Origin of the sequence: Capillimicrobium parvum, from assembly GCF_021172045.1 — a bacterium.
Classification (GTDB): Bacteria; Actinomycetota; Thermoleophilia; order Solirubrobacterales; family Solirubrobacteraceae; genus Capillimicrobium; species Capillimicrobium parvum.
In genome coordinates this window covers 5,538,374-5,553,373 of record NZ_CP087164.1, presented here as the reverse complement: position 1 = coordinate 5,553,373, position 15,000 = coordinate 5,538,374, and the positions used below count along the sequence as shown (strand labels likewise).

The window sequence follows — 15,000 nt, the reverse complement described above, 5'->3', positions numbered from 1 at the left end:
AGGTGTTCGACGACACCGACCACCTCTCAGGCTCGAAGCTCCCGCGCCCGCCTGGATGTAGTTCCTGGCGTCATCGGGCCACGACGACCGTTATCGGACGTCGCAGAGTAGAGTTTGTTATGGGCACATCAACCTGATCGTTCATAGACCGGGCGACTGTGTTGGATCATCGCTTCCATTCCGGAGCGCGGCTCCTGTGTGCCGCTCTCGCGACCACCGCGTGCACAGCCATGATGCCGGCCGCTGCCGGTGCACGGGCGGCGCGCACGACGTTCCTGCTCTCGCGTAGCACCGACGGAGCGTTTCCCAACGGCCCCTCGCGCGACCCAACCGTCTCCCACGACCAGCGGATCGCGCGGCTGATCGCGTTTGAGTCCGACGCCTCGGACATCGTCGCCGACGACCCCAACGGCACCACCGACGTGTTCGTCACCCGCCGCGCCGGGGGCCAGCCAGGCACGCCCTGGGCGATGGGCGACACCACGCTCGCGTCGATCGGCATGGACGACGCGCCCGCCAACGGCCCGTCAACCAACCCATCGCTGGACGGCGACTCCCACCACGCCCCGCACTGCGTCGCGTTCATCTCCGCGGCCTCCAACCTCGTGCCCGGCGACACCAACGGCCAGCCCGACGCGTTCGTCCGCGACCTCAACACCGGCACAACAAGCCGCGTGTCGGTCAACTCTGACGGCGCACAGGCCGACGGCCCCACCACCGAGGTCTCCCTCGACGGCTCCTGCGAACGCGTGGCGTTCACCGCCCACGCCACCAACCTCGTCGGCGCCGGCGCCAGCCGTGTCGCCAGACCCGCCCAGCCTCAGGCTCCGGTCAACCAGGTCTACGTCCGGATGCTGTCGGGCTCGGGCCCCGACGCCGCCTTCACCGGCCTGACATTCCTGGCGTCGGCGTCTAACAGCGGCGCCGCCGGCAATGGCGACTCGACCGAGCCCGCCTTCGGGCGCGCCGGCAAGTCGGTGGCCTTCGCCTCGCTGGCATCCAACCTCGCCGGCCGCGACGCCAACGGCACGACGGACGTCTACCAGCGCACGTTCACGCGCATGTCCTCCCGCCGCAGCGGCAAGGGCCAGCAGACACTGCGCTTCCGCACCCGGCTGGTCTCCGCCACCACCTCCGGTCAGGCTGGCAACCGCCAATCCTCGCGCCCGAACTCCAGCGACGACGGACGGTACGTCGCGTTCGAGACCGCCGCCACCAACCTGCTGCCCGGCGACTTCAACGGCGTGTCGGACATCGCCGAGGCGGACCTCGGCCGCCGCACCGTCATCCACCGCTGGGTGTCCAGATCGAAGGCAACCTCGATCGGCAACGCACCATCCAACAACCCATCGATCAGCGGCGCCGGAGAGTTCGTCCTGTTCGACTCCGAGGCATCCAACCTCAAGGAGAGCGCCGCGGTCCGCAGCGACACCAACAACCAGCGCGACGTCTTCCTGTGGAACCGCCCGACCGGCAACGTCTCCCTCGAATCCCGCGCCGCACCCACCAGCGCACTGGCCAAGGGCGACTACCTCACCGTCGCCTCGGGCAAGCCAGCTGCGTCGTCGCGCGGCAACTACGTCGCCTTCGTCAGCATCGCGACCGCGATCGACCTTCCCCTCATCTCCCGGCTCGGGGCCACACCCGACCCCCGATACGACCACGTCTACGTCCGCTACCTGGGCGAGAAGTAGCCAGTCCCGACTCAGGCAGAGGCTCAGGCAGCTCGGTGTGGGGGCGGCACGGCGGCGGTCCGTGCGCCCCGAGCGCGGCGAACCCGGACCCCGGTCCGCTCACCGTCCCTGCTTGCGCCGGCTCCGGCTGAGCGCGACGCGGCAGCCGGGTCGAGCACGTCCGGCGATTGGCGTAGCCCGCAATTGGCGCGCCACAGACTTCGCACATGCGTCCCGGCGGCCGGTCGGCCTTCGCGGGCGTCGTCGTCGCGCCGCGACACCTCGGACACCAGTCGGTGGAGCCGTCGAGGTCCCCCTCGGGGTGCTCCATCTGGCATCGCGTGCACCGACGTATCAGGCTCATTGTGTAACACCTTCGCGCCCGAAGGGAAACGGTCGCGGCGACGCAAATTGTAACACCTTTGCCGCATAGATAAGCCAAAGAATGGACCCCTGTTTGGAGGGGTCTGCCCGTCCCGACCTGTCGCCCGCCCACGGCCCTCGACAGCGACGCTGTAGGTGCCGATTTTGGATACATGTCCAAAATCTCGGCGGCGGCCGGATTCCCGTCACGTGTGACAAATGGTGCGACGTCGCCGGCCCGAGAAAACGCCGCCGCCGCCCATCACGATTGATACGGTTTCGCATGGATGAACGCCAGGCCGACCTTCTGACCATTCGTCAGGTCGCTGGCCGCCTCGGCCTCTCGCCGCTCTCCGTCCGCCGCCGCATTTCGTCCGGCGAACTGCCCGCAATCCGCCTCGGCGATAGTGACTCCGCGCCGCTACGGGTCGCCCGCGAAGACCTCGACGCCTACGTCGCCGAGCACCGCACCGCCACGAATCAGGAGACCCCCGCATTATCGAATCCGAACTGACCGTCGTCGTCACCGACGACACGTCAACCCTCACCGTCCATGCGCCGGTGTCGCGGGCCGTGCGGACGCCCGAGGACGTCCAGGCCGTCGTCGACGCCGCCACCGCCGAGCACGCCCGCCTGTTCCCGGACTCGACGTCCGCGACCGCGACCGTGATCGTCGCGACGAGCGACGTCCCTTCATGGGGCATCGGAGACCAGCCGGCCGAGGAACCCGCGCCATGACCGACCTCTCGAACCTCTCGCCCGCCGAGTTGCGCGCCCTCGCCGATGCCGCCGAGCAGCGCCAGACCGCACAGCAGCAGCGCGACAGCGAATTCCTCGGCGAGCTTCACGGCCGGATGCGCCGCCAGTGGGCGCCGGCGAGCAGCGACCTCGGGGAGCAGATCGCCGCGAAGGCGGACCCGTGGGTCGGCGTCCCGCTCGATCCGGGGGCGCCTTCGTGACCCGCGACGACCGTCCCGCCCACGCGGCGTTGGCCGCCCACGACGCCGTCGTGGCCGAGCGCGCCACGGCCGCACGCGCTGCCGATGAGGCGCTACACGTCCTCGTCGACCGCATCCGCGCCATCGGCGAGAGCATCGTCGAGGCGCACGCCCGCCAAGACGATGCCGCCGCCAAAAAGCTCAACGCCGAGCGCGCGAAGCTCGACGCGACCCGTCAGGACGCCGTCGAGCGTGCCGAAGGTGCCCGCCGTGACCTAGCGCGTGTCCGCTCCGAACGTGCCAGCTACGTCGAGGCGCACCTCGACGGCCTGCTCGCCGAGGCCGCCCCGGACGCCGAGGCGGCGGCCGGCGCCATCGCGGACGCCGCCGGCGAACTGATCGCCGCGACCCGACACTGGCACGCGATGGAGAGCAGCGTCCTCGACCTGATGCGCGCCGCACCGAACCCCGACCGGGCCAGGGTGCCGTCGCTCGACGCGTGGGACACCATCGCCCGCGACTGCCGCCGCGCGCTCGAACGCGGCAACGCGCCGTGCCGACGCCGATGCCCGCCACGCCGCCGACCGTGAGGTTCGCGTTCGCGGACGATGACCACGAGGACGCGGTCGCCTGACGTGCGTTGGCGCCTGCGCCCGCCCGCCACCGCGAACCCGAGCCACGGGCGCCCGCCGCTGCGGCCCTGCGCCAGTTGCCGCGCGCCGATCGCGGGCCGCACGTCTGCCCGCGCTGCCGGCGCATCGACTCGGGGCCGCGCACGCCGCACGGGCGGGGCCAATGAGCGGACGCCACGCCACCGGAGCGGCCTCCGATTTTGGGCACATGCCCAAGATCGCGGCGCCCGACTTGGTGCACGTGCACCAAATCGCGACCACCCCCGGGGGGCAACCCCCACGCGCATTGGGGGCGTGCACGCAGGGGGATTCTCGGGAGAAAAACTGCCGCTCGAACGTGTCCTGAAACGGTGCCGAAGCTGTGCCGAACCGGGCGTTTGGTGAAAGGAGCGGGACGCGTTGCTCGCGAGGCGACCCGCGTGGAGTCGCTGGATGCGGTGATCGTGCGGGCCCAGCTCGACGATCGAGCGTCTGCGCGACACATTGGCCGAATCGCCGCGCGAATCAATGGCTCGCGGCGCCCGGGCGATGCGTCACGCCCGAGGCGGCACGGGTGGCCGCCGTAAGCGCCCGTCCTGCCGTTGGGCGTAGACCTCGTTGCGGAACACTGGGACGCCCGGTGGAGCCTGGACACCGATGCGCACCTTTTGCCCCATGATCGAGAGCAGCGCGATCTCGATGTCATCGCCGATCATGATGCTCTGGTTCGGCTTGCGCGTGAGCACGAGCATGGCAACCAGCGCCTGCCCCGTTCGCGGGTCGGCAAACGCCTGGGGTTTACGACTTCGGGCGGTGGGCCTGCGACGGATGCGGCTTGTTCGGGCCGTGCTCGTCGCCGCGCCTGCTGTTGTCGCTTGACCCGTGCGGCTTGCTCTTGCCGCTGGCCTTGCTTGCGTTCAGGTCACCGCAGGCGATGATGGTGCCGGCGGGCACACCGTTGGTGGGCGCCGCGACGTGCACGTTGACGGAGTAGCGCTTGGCGGGGTCGGCCGTGAATGTGACCGACGTGCCCTTGGTGTTCGCGTTGCCCGACGCGTTGGACGTCAGCGTGCCGTTGCCGCCCGCGTCATGCGTGCGGTAGGTCCAGCCGGCAACCGGTGCGCCGGTGGCGGCGCAGCTGCCCCCATGCACGTGCCACAGATACAAGGTGCCCGGCGCAAGGTTGCGCACGTGCAGGGCGACCTTGTCGTGCTTCTTGGCGTCGACCAGCCGAGCATGACCCACCACGTCCGCGAGCCCGGCGGTGGTGGCGGCGGGGTCGACGGCGTCCAGCGACGCCTTGTAGGTCTTCGCGGAGTGGCCGGCGTCGGCGCTCGCGATGCTCGCGATGCCGAGCGCGGCGATCGACGCGATCGCGACTGTGATCCGTCGGGTCATGGATGCTCCTTGATGGTTGATCCGGCCCCGCATGGGCAGGTTCTTCTGAGGTAAACGCGCGCGACGCTCCGAAGGTTGGCAGGACGTGCTGCGCCGCCGTCGAACACCGCCGTCGAAAACCGCGTATCGCAGCAAGCGTGCCGACGGTCCGCCCGTGTCGCCGTCAGTCTGTCCTGCGGTAGACCGACGCACCCAAGCGAGGCACCAACGAGCGCTCGCGGGATCGGCTTGGGCGGGATGCCGCGCTGCTCGACCGGGGCCGCCCGCGCAGTCGAAGCCGGGGCTGCGCGATTGCGCATCAGGCAGTCTCGCGGAACAGATCGAGCAATGCTGATTGCATCCAGCGAGGCACGCCAGCCTCGCCTCGGCTTACGCCGCAAGCCGCGCGCGCCAGCGCCTCGACCGGCGTGTCTCGCGCCAGCAGTCCGGCAGCCCCAGCCATCACGGCCCGCTGAATATCCGATTGCTCGGCGCTGCCCGCGAGGAACAGGACACGAGTCCTCGGCACGGTCTGCGAGTACGTCGCCGCGATGGCTTCCGCCTCGTCGTCGATCGCGTCCAAGTCAATAACGACGACGTCCGGATCAAACAGCACTGCGTCGTCAAGGCCATCCGAGGCGCCGACGATCACTTGTACGCCGCTTGAAGCCAAGCAGGCCTCGAGGGCGGCGGCGGCGCCACTCATCCGGACTATCAGAACTCGACAAGAACAGATGGTCATGGCAGGCACCGGAACCGGAAACCGGTCGGGAAGTCTGGTCCACTCAGAGGCCCAAGTGTCGCAGCCACTGGAACGGCCGTGTTGCAAATGTCGCCGCAGAGTTCGTCGCCGGACAGAAGTTCCCAGAAGGGAGCGCGACAGTTGAGCGTTTGCTGCTGCCCGGTACATCGTCCGCGACCCCTTGACACTCACCCAACTCCTGATAGGTTAATTATCATTATGAATCAATAAGTAACGCTCCGGAGAGGGGTCCGCCATGGCCGTCAGCGCGCTGAGCCGCAACCGCAGGATCGCCATCCTGCTCATCTGCTCGATGAGCCTCTTCATCGTCGGGCTCGACGTCACCGCGGTGAACGTCGCCCTGCCGACCATCCAGGGAGAGCTGCACGCCGGCATCTCCGGGCTGCAGTGGACGGTCGGCGCGTACACGGTGGTGATGGCGAGCCTGCTGCTGTTCTCGGGGTCCATGGCGGACCGCGTCGGCCGCCGGCGGACGTTCGTGACCGGCCTCACGGTGTTCTCGGTGGCGTCCCTGCTGTGCAGCCTGGCGCCGAGCGTCGAGCTCCTCGTGGCGGCTCGTGTGCTGCAGGCGGTGGGCGGCTCGATGCTCAACCCGGTCGCCATGTCCATCATCACCAACACGTTCACGCAGCCGCGCGAGCGGGCGCAGGCGGTGGGCGTCTGGGGGGCCATCTTCGGCATCTCGATGGCGCTCGGACCGATCGTCGGCGGCACGCTGGTGTCCTCGGTCGGCTGGCGGTCGATCTTCTGGATCAACATCCCCGTCGGGCTCGCGGCGATCGCCCTGACGCTGCGCTTCATCCCCGAGTCGAAGGCGCCGACGGCCCGTCGCTTCGATCCCGTCGGACAGGCGCTGGTGATCGTGCTGCTGGGGGCGCTGACCTTCGGGATCATCGAGGCCCCGGTCCGGGGATGGTCCGCGCCGGCGATCCTGGCCGCGTTCTCGGCCTCCGCGGCCGCGCTGGTCGCGCTGCTCGTCCACGAGCCGCGGCGGGATCAGCCCCTCATCGACCTGCGGTTCTTCCGGTCGATCCCGTTCACGTCGTCGATCGTCATCTCACTGGCCGCGTTCGCCGCGTTCGGCGGCTTCCTGTTCCTGAACACGCTCTACCTCCAGGAGGTCCGGGGCCTCTCGCCGTTGCAGGCCGGGCTGGCGATCCTGCCCATGGCCGTCATGACCGTCGTGCTGTCCCCGCTGTCGGGCCGCATGGTCGGCCGCCGGGGTCCGCGCCTGCCGCTGGCGATCTCCGGCGTCCTCTCGGTGACCGCGTGCGCGATGCTGATCGGGATCGGCCCCGCGACGCCCCTCGCCTGGCTGCTCGTGGCGTACGCGATCTTCGGCGCCGGCTTCGGCCTCGTCAACGCCCCGATCACCAACGCCGCCGTGTCCGGGATGCCGCGCGCCCAGGCCGGCGTCGCGTCGGCGATCGCCACCACATCCCGCCAGCTCGGCCAGACGCTCGGCGTGGCGGTCGTCGGGGCCATCGTCACGTCTCATCTCGGGGAGTCGGCCGGTGCGAGCCTGGCGTCCGCCGGCCACCCCGCGTGGTGGACGCTCACCGCGAGCGGCGTCGTCGTGCTGGCGCTGGGTCTGGTCGCGACCACCGGCCGGGCCCGCACGTCCGCCCGCCGCACCGCGGCTCGGCTCAACCCGGAGGCGCTCGCTGCATAGGCTGAGGCCTCGGATGACCGCACGCGACGCCAAGGACGCTTCCCCCGGGGACACCGGCTCGGTCACCGCCCGCGAGGTCTGGCTGCTCATGTCCGACCTCGTGCTCGACCAGCAGCGACGGCGCGAGGTCTCCGACGCCCTCGGCATCAGCTTCGCCCGCGCGCGAGCGGTCCGCCGGCTCGCGCGCCAACCGATGTCGATGCGCGAGCTCGCCGCCGCGCTGGGCATCGACCCTCCCAACGCGACCGTGGTCGTCGACGACCTCGAAGCCCAGGGCCTCGTGACCCGCCGCCCGCATCCCACCGACCGCCGGGCGAAGGTCGTCGAGGTGACGCGCAAGGGCAGGAAGCTGGCCCTGCGCGCCGACGCGATCCTCGCCACGCCGCCGCCCGCGCTCGCCGAGCTCGCTCCCGGCGACCTGGAGGCGCTGCGGCGGATCCTGACGAGCATCAGAGCGGCGAAGTAGGCGGCCTGACGGATCCCTCTGGCGCGCCAGATCACCCGGCCGCCGTCGTCTCGCCCAGCGCGGCGAGCGCCTCCTGCGCGGCCTGTTCGCCCGAGCGCACCGCGCCGTCCATGTAGCCGTTCCACACGGCGGAGGTCTCGGCGCCGGCCCAGTGGATGCGGCCCACGGGCTCTCGCAGCGCCTGCGCGTAGCGGGTCCACACGCCGGTGCCCATCCGCCCGCCGTAGCAGCCGCGCGACCACTCCTCCGCCGTCCAGTCCTGTTCGACGTACTCGATGGGGGCCAGCGCGCGCTCGCCGACGTGCTTGGCGAAGCAGCCGAGCACCAGCTCGCGGCGGTCGCCCGCCTCCATCAGCGAAGCGGCCGTCGCGTGCTCGCCCTCAAGGAAGCCGAGCAGGACGCCCGAGCGCAGATCCTCCGGGCTGTTGTCGAACATGACGCCGACCGGGTCGTCGAGGCTGAGCACGAAGCCCGACAGCCCGTCCTCGCGCCAGAACGGCGCGTCGTAGCGGACCTGCATCTTGATCACGCAGCCCATCGGCACCTGCTGGGTGAGGTGGTCGCGTCGTGCCGGAAGCGCCGGGAGGTAGCGGATGCGGCCAGCAAGCGCCGGTGGCACGGCGACGATGACGCGCTCGGCGCGCACGCCGCCGTGCTCGTGCACGACCTCGACGCCGCCCGCGTCCTGGCGGATGAGATGCACCGGGCAACCGAGCCGCACCGCATCGCCGAGCTGCTCGGCCATGCGCGACGCGATCGTCTGGCTGCCGCCCGTCACGCGACTGTCCTGCGCGCCGCCGCCGGTCGCCACGAGCATGTCGATCATCCCCCCGGACCGGATGTAGAACAGGAAGTGCAGCAGCGACATCTGGTCGGTCTCGGCGCTGAACAGCGCCGGCACGAGCATGCGCCAGAAGCTCAGGCCGTGCTCGGTCCGCATGTGCGCGGCCAGCCACGACTCCAGCGTCTGTGCGTCCAGATCGCGCGCGTCGGGCGCGTCCCAGGGCGCGTCGAGCGGAACGGTCGCCGCGAGCGTCTCGAGCGCCGCCTGGGTCTCGGCGACGTCGATCAGCGCCTTCTCGTCGAGGCCGAACGTCTCGTCCTGCCAGCGACGGGCCTCGCCGTCGACCGAGAGGATGTGGTCGCCCGCCTCGTAGCTGGGGAACGTCCCGAGGCCGAGCTCCTCGGCGAGCGCGAGGACCCGGTCCTGCGTGGGCCCGACCCACTGACCGCCCAGCTCGACGATCGTGCCGTCGGCGAACGTGTGGTTGAGGATGCGTCCCCCGACGCGATCGCGAGCCTCCAGGACGACGACGCGGCGGCCCTGCTGCTGCAGGCGGCGCGCGGCGGTCAGGCCGGCGAGCCCGGCGCCGACGACGACGATGTCAGCGGTCTGCATGGTCTGTCCTCTCTCGCGGTCAGGACCAGCCTGAGCGACTCCCATCGGATGCGGCTTGTCCAGCGCGATTTTGTGCGGATGGTGTCGAGCCTTCAACCACCAGGGAGGGGGCACGCATGCTCGGGAGGCTGCGGTCGAAGGTGACGTACGCGAACGTCGCTTCGTCGCTGGCGCTGTTCATCGCCGTCTCGACCGGTGGCGCGTACGCCGCCAACACGATCGGCAGCGGCGACATCATCGATGAGTCGATCAGATCGGCCGACATCAGGAACGGCGAGGTCACGCTCGACGATATTGGCGCCAACTCGGTGTCGAGCTCGAAGATTATCGACGAGTCGATCAAGACGAACGACATCAAGGACGGCGAGGTCAAGACGGACGATCTCGCGGACGGCGCGGTCAAGACGGACGATCTCGCGGACGGCGCGGTGACGAGCGCGAAGGTCCTCGACGACACCGAGGCAGGCGGCGGCCTCGGCAGCGCCGACATCCAGACCAAGGCAATCGGACAGGCTGAGATCGGGGTCGACGCCGTCGCGGCGACCGAGGTCGCCGACAACTCCATCGACTCCGGCGAGATCGTCGACTTCGGACTGAGCAACCAGGACGTCGGCGTCCTGTTCGCCGAGGTCGACGCGAACGGCACGCTGGCCAACTCGAGCGGCGGCGGCGTGACGGTGCTCAAGCTGCCCGGTGTCGGCCAGTACGAGGTGGATTTCGCGCGCGCAGTCAGCAACTGCACCGCGGTGGCCACGATCGGGCCCGGCGGGCGCAGGGTCGTCTCCGGGCGAGGTCAACGTCGCCGATCGGTCCGGCAACGTCGAGGCCGTGTTCGTGGACACGAACAACAGCGCCGGTGCCGCCGCCGACGTGCCGTTCCGCCTGGTGGTGGTCTGCTGATGCCCATGCAGGGCCGGCGCGCCCGGCTGGCCGTCGCCGGGGCGCTTGCGGTCGGCGTCAGCTGCGTGGTGGCGATATCCACCGGCGTCGCGGCGATCGGCGGCGGCCAGCCGCCCCCGGGCACCGGGTCCAGCCCGGGCCCGGCCGACTACCGGCCCGGCCACCTCCGGGAACCGGGACCAAGCCGCCGGTGGCCACGGCGTTCGAGCTGGGAACCCAGCCGCCGAACGCGTCGCCCGACCTCACTGGGCCGCCGACCCAGCTCGACGAGCAGCCCGAGCACGAGAGCCCGTAACGGCTCGTCGGCTACCGCAGCGCTCGGAAGGTGGCGCGGACGTCCACGCCGAGCAGCTGCGGCTGCTCCCATGCCGCGAAGTGCCCGCGCCGAGGTCGGCGCGCAACTCGCTGGTCATGGCGCCCAGTTTGGGGAGGGACTGGGGTCCATCCCCATCCGTTGCTGGCGCTTCGGCCGAGCCATGATCCATGCTCCGGAACGGTCGGCTCGTCTGAACCGCCCGTGGGGATGCGACGGGGTGCGCTCCGTCGCACGGTAGCTCACCGGGTCGGGATGGTTGGGCGCGTGCTCGCCGCGGAGACGTCGGCGCTCTCCGTGGCCGTCTTCCGGTTGTTGCACACGACCTGCGCGCCGCCATGTCCGAGATCCGCCCCGACTGGGATCTCAGCACCCCAGGGCTGCGCGAGGCCTGGGACGCCGGCGATGTATCGCCCTTCCACGGCTGTGACAAGCGCGCCGACGCCACGCCCAGCGCTGACTGACGCTCACAGGTCGAGCACGACGTCCTCGCCGGGCTGCGAGCAGCAGATGAGCGCGCTTCCGCTGGCGGGAGGCTCGACCGGCACGGGGTTGTACTGGAGGTTGCCGGCGATGACCGTCGTCTCGCAGTTGTGGCAGACGCCGGTGCGGCAGGACCAGCGGACCGGGACGTCGCACGCTTCCGCGAGCTCGAGCAGGCTGGCGTAGTCGCTGCTCCACGGGATGGCGAGGTTGCTGCGGGCGAACTCGATCGTCGGGCCGTTGCCCGGTGGGCCGGCGGGTGGGTGGGGCGTCCGTGCCGGTGTTGCCGCGATGCCCGGCGTCAGACCGGGCGCGGGCCCGAACGGCTCCGTGTGGATCCCCGAGGCATCGATGCCCGTCGCCGCCAGACCGGCGGTCATCTCATCCATGAAGGGCGCGGGCCCGCAGACGTAGGCCTGGGCATCGCGCGGGAGGTCGAGCTCGGCGAGCAGGGCCGCGGTGAGGCGGCCCGTGCTGTCGAAGTCGCGGCCTGGCCGGTCGTCCGGACCGGGGCGGCTGTAGTACACGCGGCTGCGCACGTTGGGCAGCGACGCGATGGCATCGCGCGCCTCGGCGGCGAACGGGTGGTCGCGGCTGCTGCGCGAGCCGTGCAGCCACCAGACCGCCCGATCGGAGTGCTGCTCCGCCAGCGCGTGCAGCATGGCGAGCACCGGGGTGGCGCCGATCCCGGCGCTGATCAGCAGCACGGGCGCATCCGTGCGGTCGAGCAGGAAGGTGCCGCGGGGTGCGGCCACGTCGACTCGGTCGCCGACGGCGAGACGGGTGTGCAGGTAGCCGCTCACGACCCCGTCGTGTTCGCGCTTGACGGTGATCCGGTAGTAGCCGCCGTCGGGCGGCCCGGAGAGCGAGTAGTTGCGCAGAGCCGGCCGCTGCGCTCCGTCGGGCCGGGCTCGCAGCGTGAGGTACTGACCCGGGCCGGCCGGCGGCAGTCGCGCGCCCTCGGGATCGTCGAGGCGTATCGAGATCACCGAGTCGCTCTCGCGGGTGATCGCCGCGACCGTCAGCTCACGGAAGCCGGGCCAGGTGGGAGGCGGGCTCGTGACCGCCAGTCCGGCGTTGCCGCTGCCTGGCTCGGCGTCGAGCAGCGCGCGAAACGACGTCTGCCAGCCGGGGCTGAGCGCGGGGATGCGAAGCGCTCGAAGCAGCCCCTGGCGCGTGTGACCGGGCAGGTAGAGCAGCGCGTCGACTTCGGCGACTCGCATCTGCTCGGGACCGGAGGCCAGCTTGACGATGTCGTTTCCTGCCTCGACGTCGCCCTCCTCGAGCACGCGGAAGTAGAACCCGGGACGGTGGTGCGAGACGAGCAGCGCGGGAATGCGCGGCTCGTTCATGCGGATCCCGACGCGGTAGCACGTGACCCGAGGCTGTGTGACCTCGAAGACCGCAGTGCCGATCGCATAGCGGTCGCCGATGCAGACGTCGTCGTCGCTGAGCCCCTCGACGGTGAAGTTCTCGCCGAACTGCCCGGGGACGAAGTCGTCGCGCCCGAGCTCACGCTCCCAGTAGCGGTAGGAGTCCATCTGGTAGACGAACACGGCGCGCTGCTCGCCGCCGTGTCCGCCGAGGTCGCCCTGGCCGTCGCCGTCGATGTTGAGCCTGCCGACGTGGCGAGGACCGGAGACGGAGTCCTTGAAGACGCCGGTGAAGACGGTCTTGCCCTGCCACGGCACGTCCTTGGGCAGGCCGACGTTGACGGACAGCAGCGTGCCCACTGATCGCCCGCCGGCCTCGGGATGGCTGGCTTCGGAGCGGCTCGAGTTCGTGTTCACGACGTGGCCGCCCTCACGCGAGCGACTCTACGGGCGGGGGTCCGTCGCTGCCAGATCGGCGACGAGCCTGCGCCGGCGGTCTCTCTCACGGCCGGGCTGGTCCCCGTGCTTGAGAAGCAGGGACTTCGGCAGGGTGGTCTCCTGGTGTCGTCGGCCGCGCCTTTCGCGGCTCTTCACATGGTGAGCGGAGCCGGTCGGGGCTTCTCGACATGGAAGTCCTCATGAAGTCTCTAGACGTGGGCAAGCACGTCGTCGAGCGGCGGCGGCACGCGGGCGAGATCGAGCGCGCCGACGAGCACCGGCGCGTACTGGATCTTGCGCCCGCCGCGGGTGCCCATGAAGCGCCGCAGCTGGGCCTCGATGCTGCGGGCTCGCTGCGCCGGCTGCTTCTGGAAGGTCCGCCAGCGCCCGAGCTCGCCCTCGGATTCGACGATCTGCTCGACATGCGCGGCGCCGAGGCAGCGGATCAGCTCGTCCTCCAGGTCGGCGTCGCAGACGTAGAAGCCGGCCCGCCCGAGCTGGGAGCCCAGGCCGGCCCGCTCGACGGCGAGCCGGAAGTCGTCCGCCTCGCCGGCGTCGCACAGGCCGGCGACCCGGATGCCCTGGGAGACGCACACCTCGAGGCAGCGCCGGATGTTCCCGGCGCCCCCGATCGGGATGACGGTGACGCCCTCGGCCGCCAGGTCGCGGCCGCGCCGGGCGGCGAGCGCCTCAACCGCGAGTTGATCGCTCACGCCCTCGACGAGGACGACGGCGTCCGGGGCATCCCGAGCGAGTCGGCTGAGGGCGCTCATGACCACGGCCCCACCAGCGTGGCATGACGGGCCACGACGCGCATGCGGCAGGAGAAGCAATGGCAGCGCGGCCCCGGCCACCACTCTGATCACACCGCGACGGGCATCCTTGCGCCATGGTGCTCGCACCGTGGCGCGAGTCACTCGACCGCGCCCCCGGACCGCCCCTCGACGAGAAGGTCCACGACTCACACAGCACCCCTTGACGCCCGAGCGCCCGGAACGTCGAGACGGGGAGCGTCGCGATCTGCGGGGAACGCTGCTGGAAGACGACGCCGCCGTCGACGATCAGGAAGCCGTCACGACACCACCGGGCGCTCGGGCACCTGAGCCGCCGCCGCAGCGCTGTCCTGGGCGAACGCATCGATGCGCTGGGCGATGTACTGGGCGTCGTCCTTGACCCAACCCAGGAGCGCTGAGCCGCGCGTGTACTGCCAAGGCAGACCGAGGAGGTACAGGCCGGGGATGCGGGTCACGCCGCGCTGGTGCGTGGCCCGCCCACGGTCGTCGAACACGGGCAGGTCGATGAACGAGTGGTCGAGCCGGAACCCGGTCGCCCATACCACCGCGTCGACGGTGAGCGCTGAACCGTCGGCGAACGTGACGGTCGAGCCCTCGGCCGCGGCCGCGCGCGGGCGCGTGTGGATGCCCTGTTTCCGGGCGGCCCGGGGGCTGGAGCCGATGAGCGTCTCCCTGTCCTTCAGGCGCTGCACGAGCCGCGAGTCCACGGTCTTGTCCATCAGCCCGGTGACCTGGAGGTAGCGGAACAGGTCGCGGCCGAGGATGCGCTGGGGCAGCGGCGTCTGCCGCGTCCCGACCGCCAGATGGACCTCGCGCGATTGGACGAGCTCCGCGGCGACCTGGTAGCCGGTGTTGCCGCCGCCGACCACCAGCACGATTCCTGCGGGCAGGTCCGCGGGTGAGCGGTAGCGGCTGCTGTGGATCTGCACCACGTCAGGGCCGAGGCCAGCAGCCAACGGCGGCGTGAACGGGACCTGGAACGGGCCCGTGGCGACCACGACCTGGTCGGCTTCATAGCTGCGGTCCGCGAGCTCGATCCGAAAGCCGCCGCCGTCGCGTCCTCTCACCGCCTGCACGCGGCTGTTGAACTCGACCGGCAGCTTGAACCGCTGCGCGTACTCGGTGAGGTAGGCAACGACGTCGTCGCGATTCGGGTAGCTGTCGGGATTCCCTGGGAAGGGCAGGCCGGGGAGGCTGTCGTAGCGAACCGGCGTGAACAGGCGCAGCGAGTCCCAGCGACTCCGCCAGGCAGCGGCGGGCTCGCCGGCGGCTTCGAGGATGGTGAACTCGCGGCCCTGCTGGGCCAGGAAGTAGCCGGCGGCCAGGCCGGCCTGGCCGCCGCCGATCACGACGACCTCGCGTCGCTGCGCGCCGTTGGCGGTGGCGCTCATGGCGTCACGTCGAAGGAGAACATCATCCCGCTCTCGTGATGCTCGG

The 15,000-nt window shown here is 70.9% G+C and carries 16 protein-coding genes; 9 read left to right on the top strand and 7 right to left on the bottom strand.

The genetic code is table 11. The features are described 5' to 3' along the window. The first annotated feature begins 230 nt into the window (after positions 1-230). The 5 genes from DSM104329_RS26920 (at position 231) to DSM104329_RS26900 (ending at position 3,564) form a co-directional block, all read left to right on the top strand. Positions 231-1,694: a hypothetical protein gene (locus DSM104329_RS26920; protein ID WP_259312953.1), complete on the top strand. Its 1,464-nt coding sequence runs from the start codon at positions 231-233 to the stop codon at positions 1,692-1,694. Positions 1,695-2,319: 625 nt separating this feature from the next. Then, complete coding sequence (locus DSM104329_RS26915; RefSeq protein ID WP_259312952.1) at positions 2,320-2,550, top strand: helix-turn-helix domain-containing protein; 231 nt, start codon at positions 2,320-2,322, stop codon at positions 2,548-2,550. 47 nt (positions 2,551-2,597) lie between these two features. Further along, complete coding sequence (locus DSM104329_RS26910) at positions 2,598-2,774, top strand: hypothetical protein (RefSeq protein WP_259312951.1); 177 nt, start codon at positions 2,598-2,600, stop codon at positions 2,772-2,774. Beyond that, positions 2,771-2,995 (top strand): hypothetical protein, encoded by a 225-nt coding sequence (locus DSM104329_RS26905; RefSeq protein WP_259312950.1) that lies wholly within the window; start codon positions 2,771-2,773, stop codon positions 2,993-2,995. Before DSM104329_RS26910 ends, DSM104329_RS26905 begins: the two co-directional genes overlap by 4 nt. Continuing rightward, on the top strand, positions 2,992-3,564 hold the full coding sequence (locus tag DSM104329_RS26900) for a hypothetical protein (RefSeq protein WP_259312949.1): 573 nt from the start codon (positions 2,992-2,994) through the stop codon (positions 3,562-3,564). Before DSM104329_RS26905 ends, DSM104329_RS26900 begins: the two co-directional genes overlap by 4 nt. 575 nt (positions 3,565-4,139) lie before the next feature. On the opposite strand, the gene csrA is transcribed toward DSM104329_RS26900, so the two are convergent. From csrA to DSM104329_RS26885, 3 genes are all read right to left on the bottom strand, one after another. Further along, positions 4,140-4,337, bottom strand: coding sequence for a carbon storage regulator CsrA (gene csrA / locus DSM104329_RS26895; protein WP_259312948.1), 198 nt, complete (start codon positions 4,335-4,337; stop codon positions 4,140-4,142). Between the two features lie 46 nt (positions 4,338-4,383). Then, on the bottom strand, positions 4,384-5,016 hold the full coding sequence (locus tag DSM104329_RS26890; RefSeq protein ID WP_259312947.1) for a hypothetical protein: 633 nt from the start codon (positions 5,014-5,016) through the stop codon (positions 4,384-4,386). A 265-nt stretch (positions 5,017-5,281) separates the two neighbouring features. Further along, on the bottom strand, positions 5,282-5,668 hold the full coding sequence (locus DSM104329_RS26885) for a response regulator (protein ID WP_259312946.1): 387 nt from the start codon (positions 5,666-5,668) through the stop codon (positions 5,282-5,284). 292 nt (positions 5,669-5,960) lie between these two features. Here DSM104329_RS26885 and DSM104329_RS26880 point away from each other — a divergent pair, with 292 nt between their 5' ends. Next, a complete protein-coding gene (locus DSM104329_RS26880; protein ID WP_259312945.1) occupies positions 5,961-7,397 on the top strand; it encodes a DHA2 family efflux MFS transporter permease subunit in 1,437 nt (478 codons plus the stop codon). Between the two features lie 13 nt (positions 7,398-7,410). Further along, a complete protein-coding gene (locus tag DSM104329_RS26875) occupies positions 7,411-7,863 on the top strand; it encodes a MarR family winged helix-turn-helix transcriptional regulator (RefSeq protein ID WP_259312944.1) in 453 nt (150 codons plus the stop codon). Positions 7,864-7,894: 31 nt separating this feature from the next. On the opposite strand, the gene DSM104329_RS26870 is transcribed toward DSM104329_RS26875, so the two are convergent. Then, positions 7,895-9,262, bottom strand: coding sequence for a flavin monoamine oxidase family protein (locus tag DSM104329_RS26870; RefSeq protein ID WP_259312943.1), 1,368 nt, complete (start codon positions 9,260-9,262; stop codon positions 7,895-7,897). A 116-nt stretch (positions 9,263-9,378) separates the two neighbouring features. On the opposite strand from DSM104329_RS26870, the gene DSM104329_RS26865 reads away from it, so the two are divergent. Continuing rightward, positions 9,379-10,716, top strand: coding sequence for a hypothetical protein (locus DSM104329_RS26865; RefSeq protein WP_259312942.1), 1,338 nt, complete (start codon positions 9,379-9,381; stop codon positions 10,714-10,716). A gap of 97 nt (positions 10,717-10,813) precedes the next feature. Continuing rightward, on the top strand, positions 10,814-10,939 hold the full coding sequence (locus tag DSM104329_RS26860) for a hypothetical protein (RefSeq protein ID WP_259312941.1): 126 nt from the start codon (positions 10,814-10,816) through the stop codon (positions 10,937-10,939). A gap of 3 nt (positions 10,940-10,942) precedes the next feature. Here DSM104329_RS26860 and DSM104329_RS26855 read toward each other — a convergent pair whose 3' ends face one another. The 3 genes from DSM104329_RS26855 to DSM104329_RS26845 all read right to left on the bottom strand — a co-directional run bounded on the left by DSM104329_RS26855 (position 10,943) and on the right by DSM104329_RS26845 (position 14,954). Further along, positions 10,943-12,691 (bottom strand): MOSC and FAD-binding oxidoreductase domain-containing protein, encoded by a 1,749-nt coding sequence (locus tag DSM104329_RS26855; protein WP_407655952.1) that lies wholly within the window; start codon positions 12,689-12,691, stop codon positions 10,943-10,945. Between the two features lie 287 nt (positions 12,692-12,978). Further along, entirely contained in the window at positions 12,979-13,542 is a 564-nt protein-coding gene (locus DSM104329_RS26850) for an ATP-dependent endonuclease (protein ID WP_259312939.1), read from the bottom strand. Positions 13,543-13,841: 299 nt separating this feature from the next. Further along, complete coding sequence (locus tag DSM104329_RS26845; RefSeq protein ID WP_259312938.1) at positions 13,842-14,954, bottom strand: flavin-containing monooxygenase; 1,113 nt, start codon at positions 14,952-14,954, stop codon at positions 13,842-13,844. Between the last annotated feature and the right edge of the window lie 46 nt (positions 14,955-15,000).

Coding starts and splice junctions, on each gene's coding strand:
- DSM104329_RS26920 (WP_259312953.1), top strand. CDS start 231: ATGATGCCGGCCGCTGCCGGTGCACGGGCGGCGCGCACGACGTTCCTG.
- DSM104329_RS26915 (WP_259312952.1), top strand. CDS start 2,320: ATGGATGAACGCCAGGCCGACCTTCTGACCATTCGTCAGGTCGCTGGC.
- DSM104329_RS26905 (WP_259312950.1), top strand. CDS start 2,771: ATGACCGACCTCTCGAACCTCTCGCCCGCCGAGTTGCGCGCCCTCGCC.
- csrA (WP_259312948.1), bottom strand. CDS start 4,337: ATGCTCGTGCTCACGCGCAAGCCGAACCAGAGCATCATGATCGGCGAT.
- DSM104329_RS26890 (WP_259312947.1), bottom strand. CDS start 5,016: ATGCGGGGCCGGATCAACCATCAAGGAGCATCCATGACCCGACGGATC.
- DSM104329_RS26885 (WP_259312946.1), bottom strand. CDS start 5,668: ATGAGTGGCGCCGCCGCCGCCCTCGAGGCCTGCTTGGCTTCAAGCGGC.
- DSM104329_RS26880 (WP_259312945.1), top strand. CDS start 5,961: ATGGCCGTCAGCGCGCTGAGCCGCAACCGCAGGATCGCCATCCTGCTC.
- DSM104329_RS26875 (WP_259312944.1), top strand. CDS start 7,411: ATGACCGCACGCGACGCCAAGGACGCTTCCCCCGGGGACACCGGCTCG.
- DSM104329_RS26870 (WP_259312943.1), bottom strand. CDS start 9,262: ATGCAGACCGCTGACATCGTCGTCGTCGGCGCCGGGCTCGCCGGCCTG.
- DSM104329_RS26865 (WP_259312942.1), top strand. CDS start 9,379: ATGCTCGGGAGGCTGCGGTCGAAGGTGACGTACGCGAACGTCGCTTCG.
- DSM104329_RS26860 (WP_259312941.1), top strand. CDS start 10,814: ATGTCCGAGATCCGCCCCGACTGGGATCTCAGCACCCCAGGGCTGCGC.
- DSM104329_RS26850 (WP_259312939.1), bottom strand. CDS start 13,542: ATGAGCGCCCTCAGCCGACTCGCTCGGGATGCCCCGGACGCCGTCGTC.
- DSM104329_RS26845 (WP_259312938.1), bottom strand. CDS start 14,954: ATGAGCGCCACCGCCAACGGCGCGCAGCGACGCGAGGTCGTCGTGATC.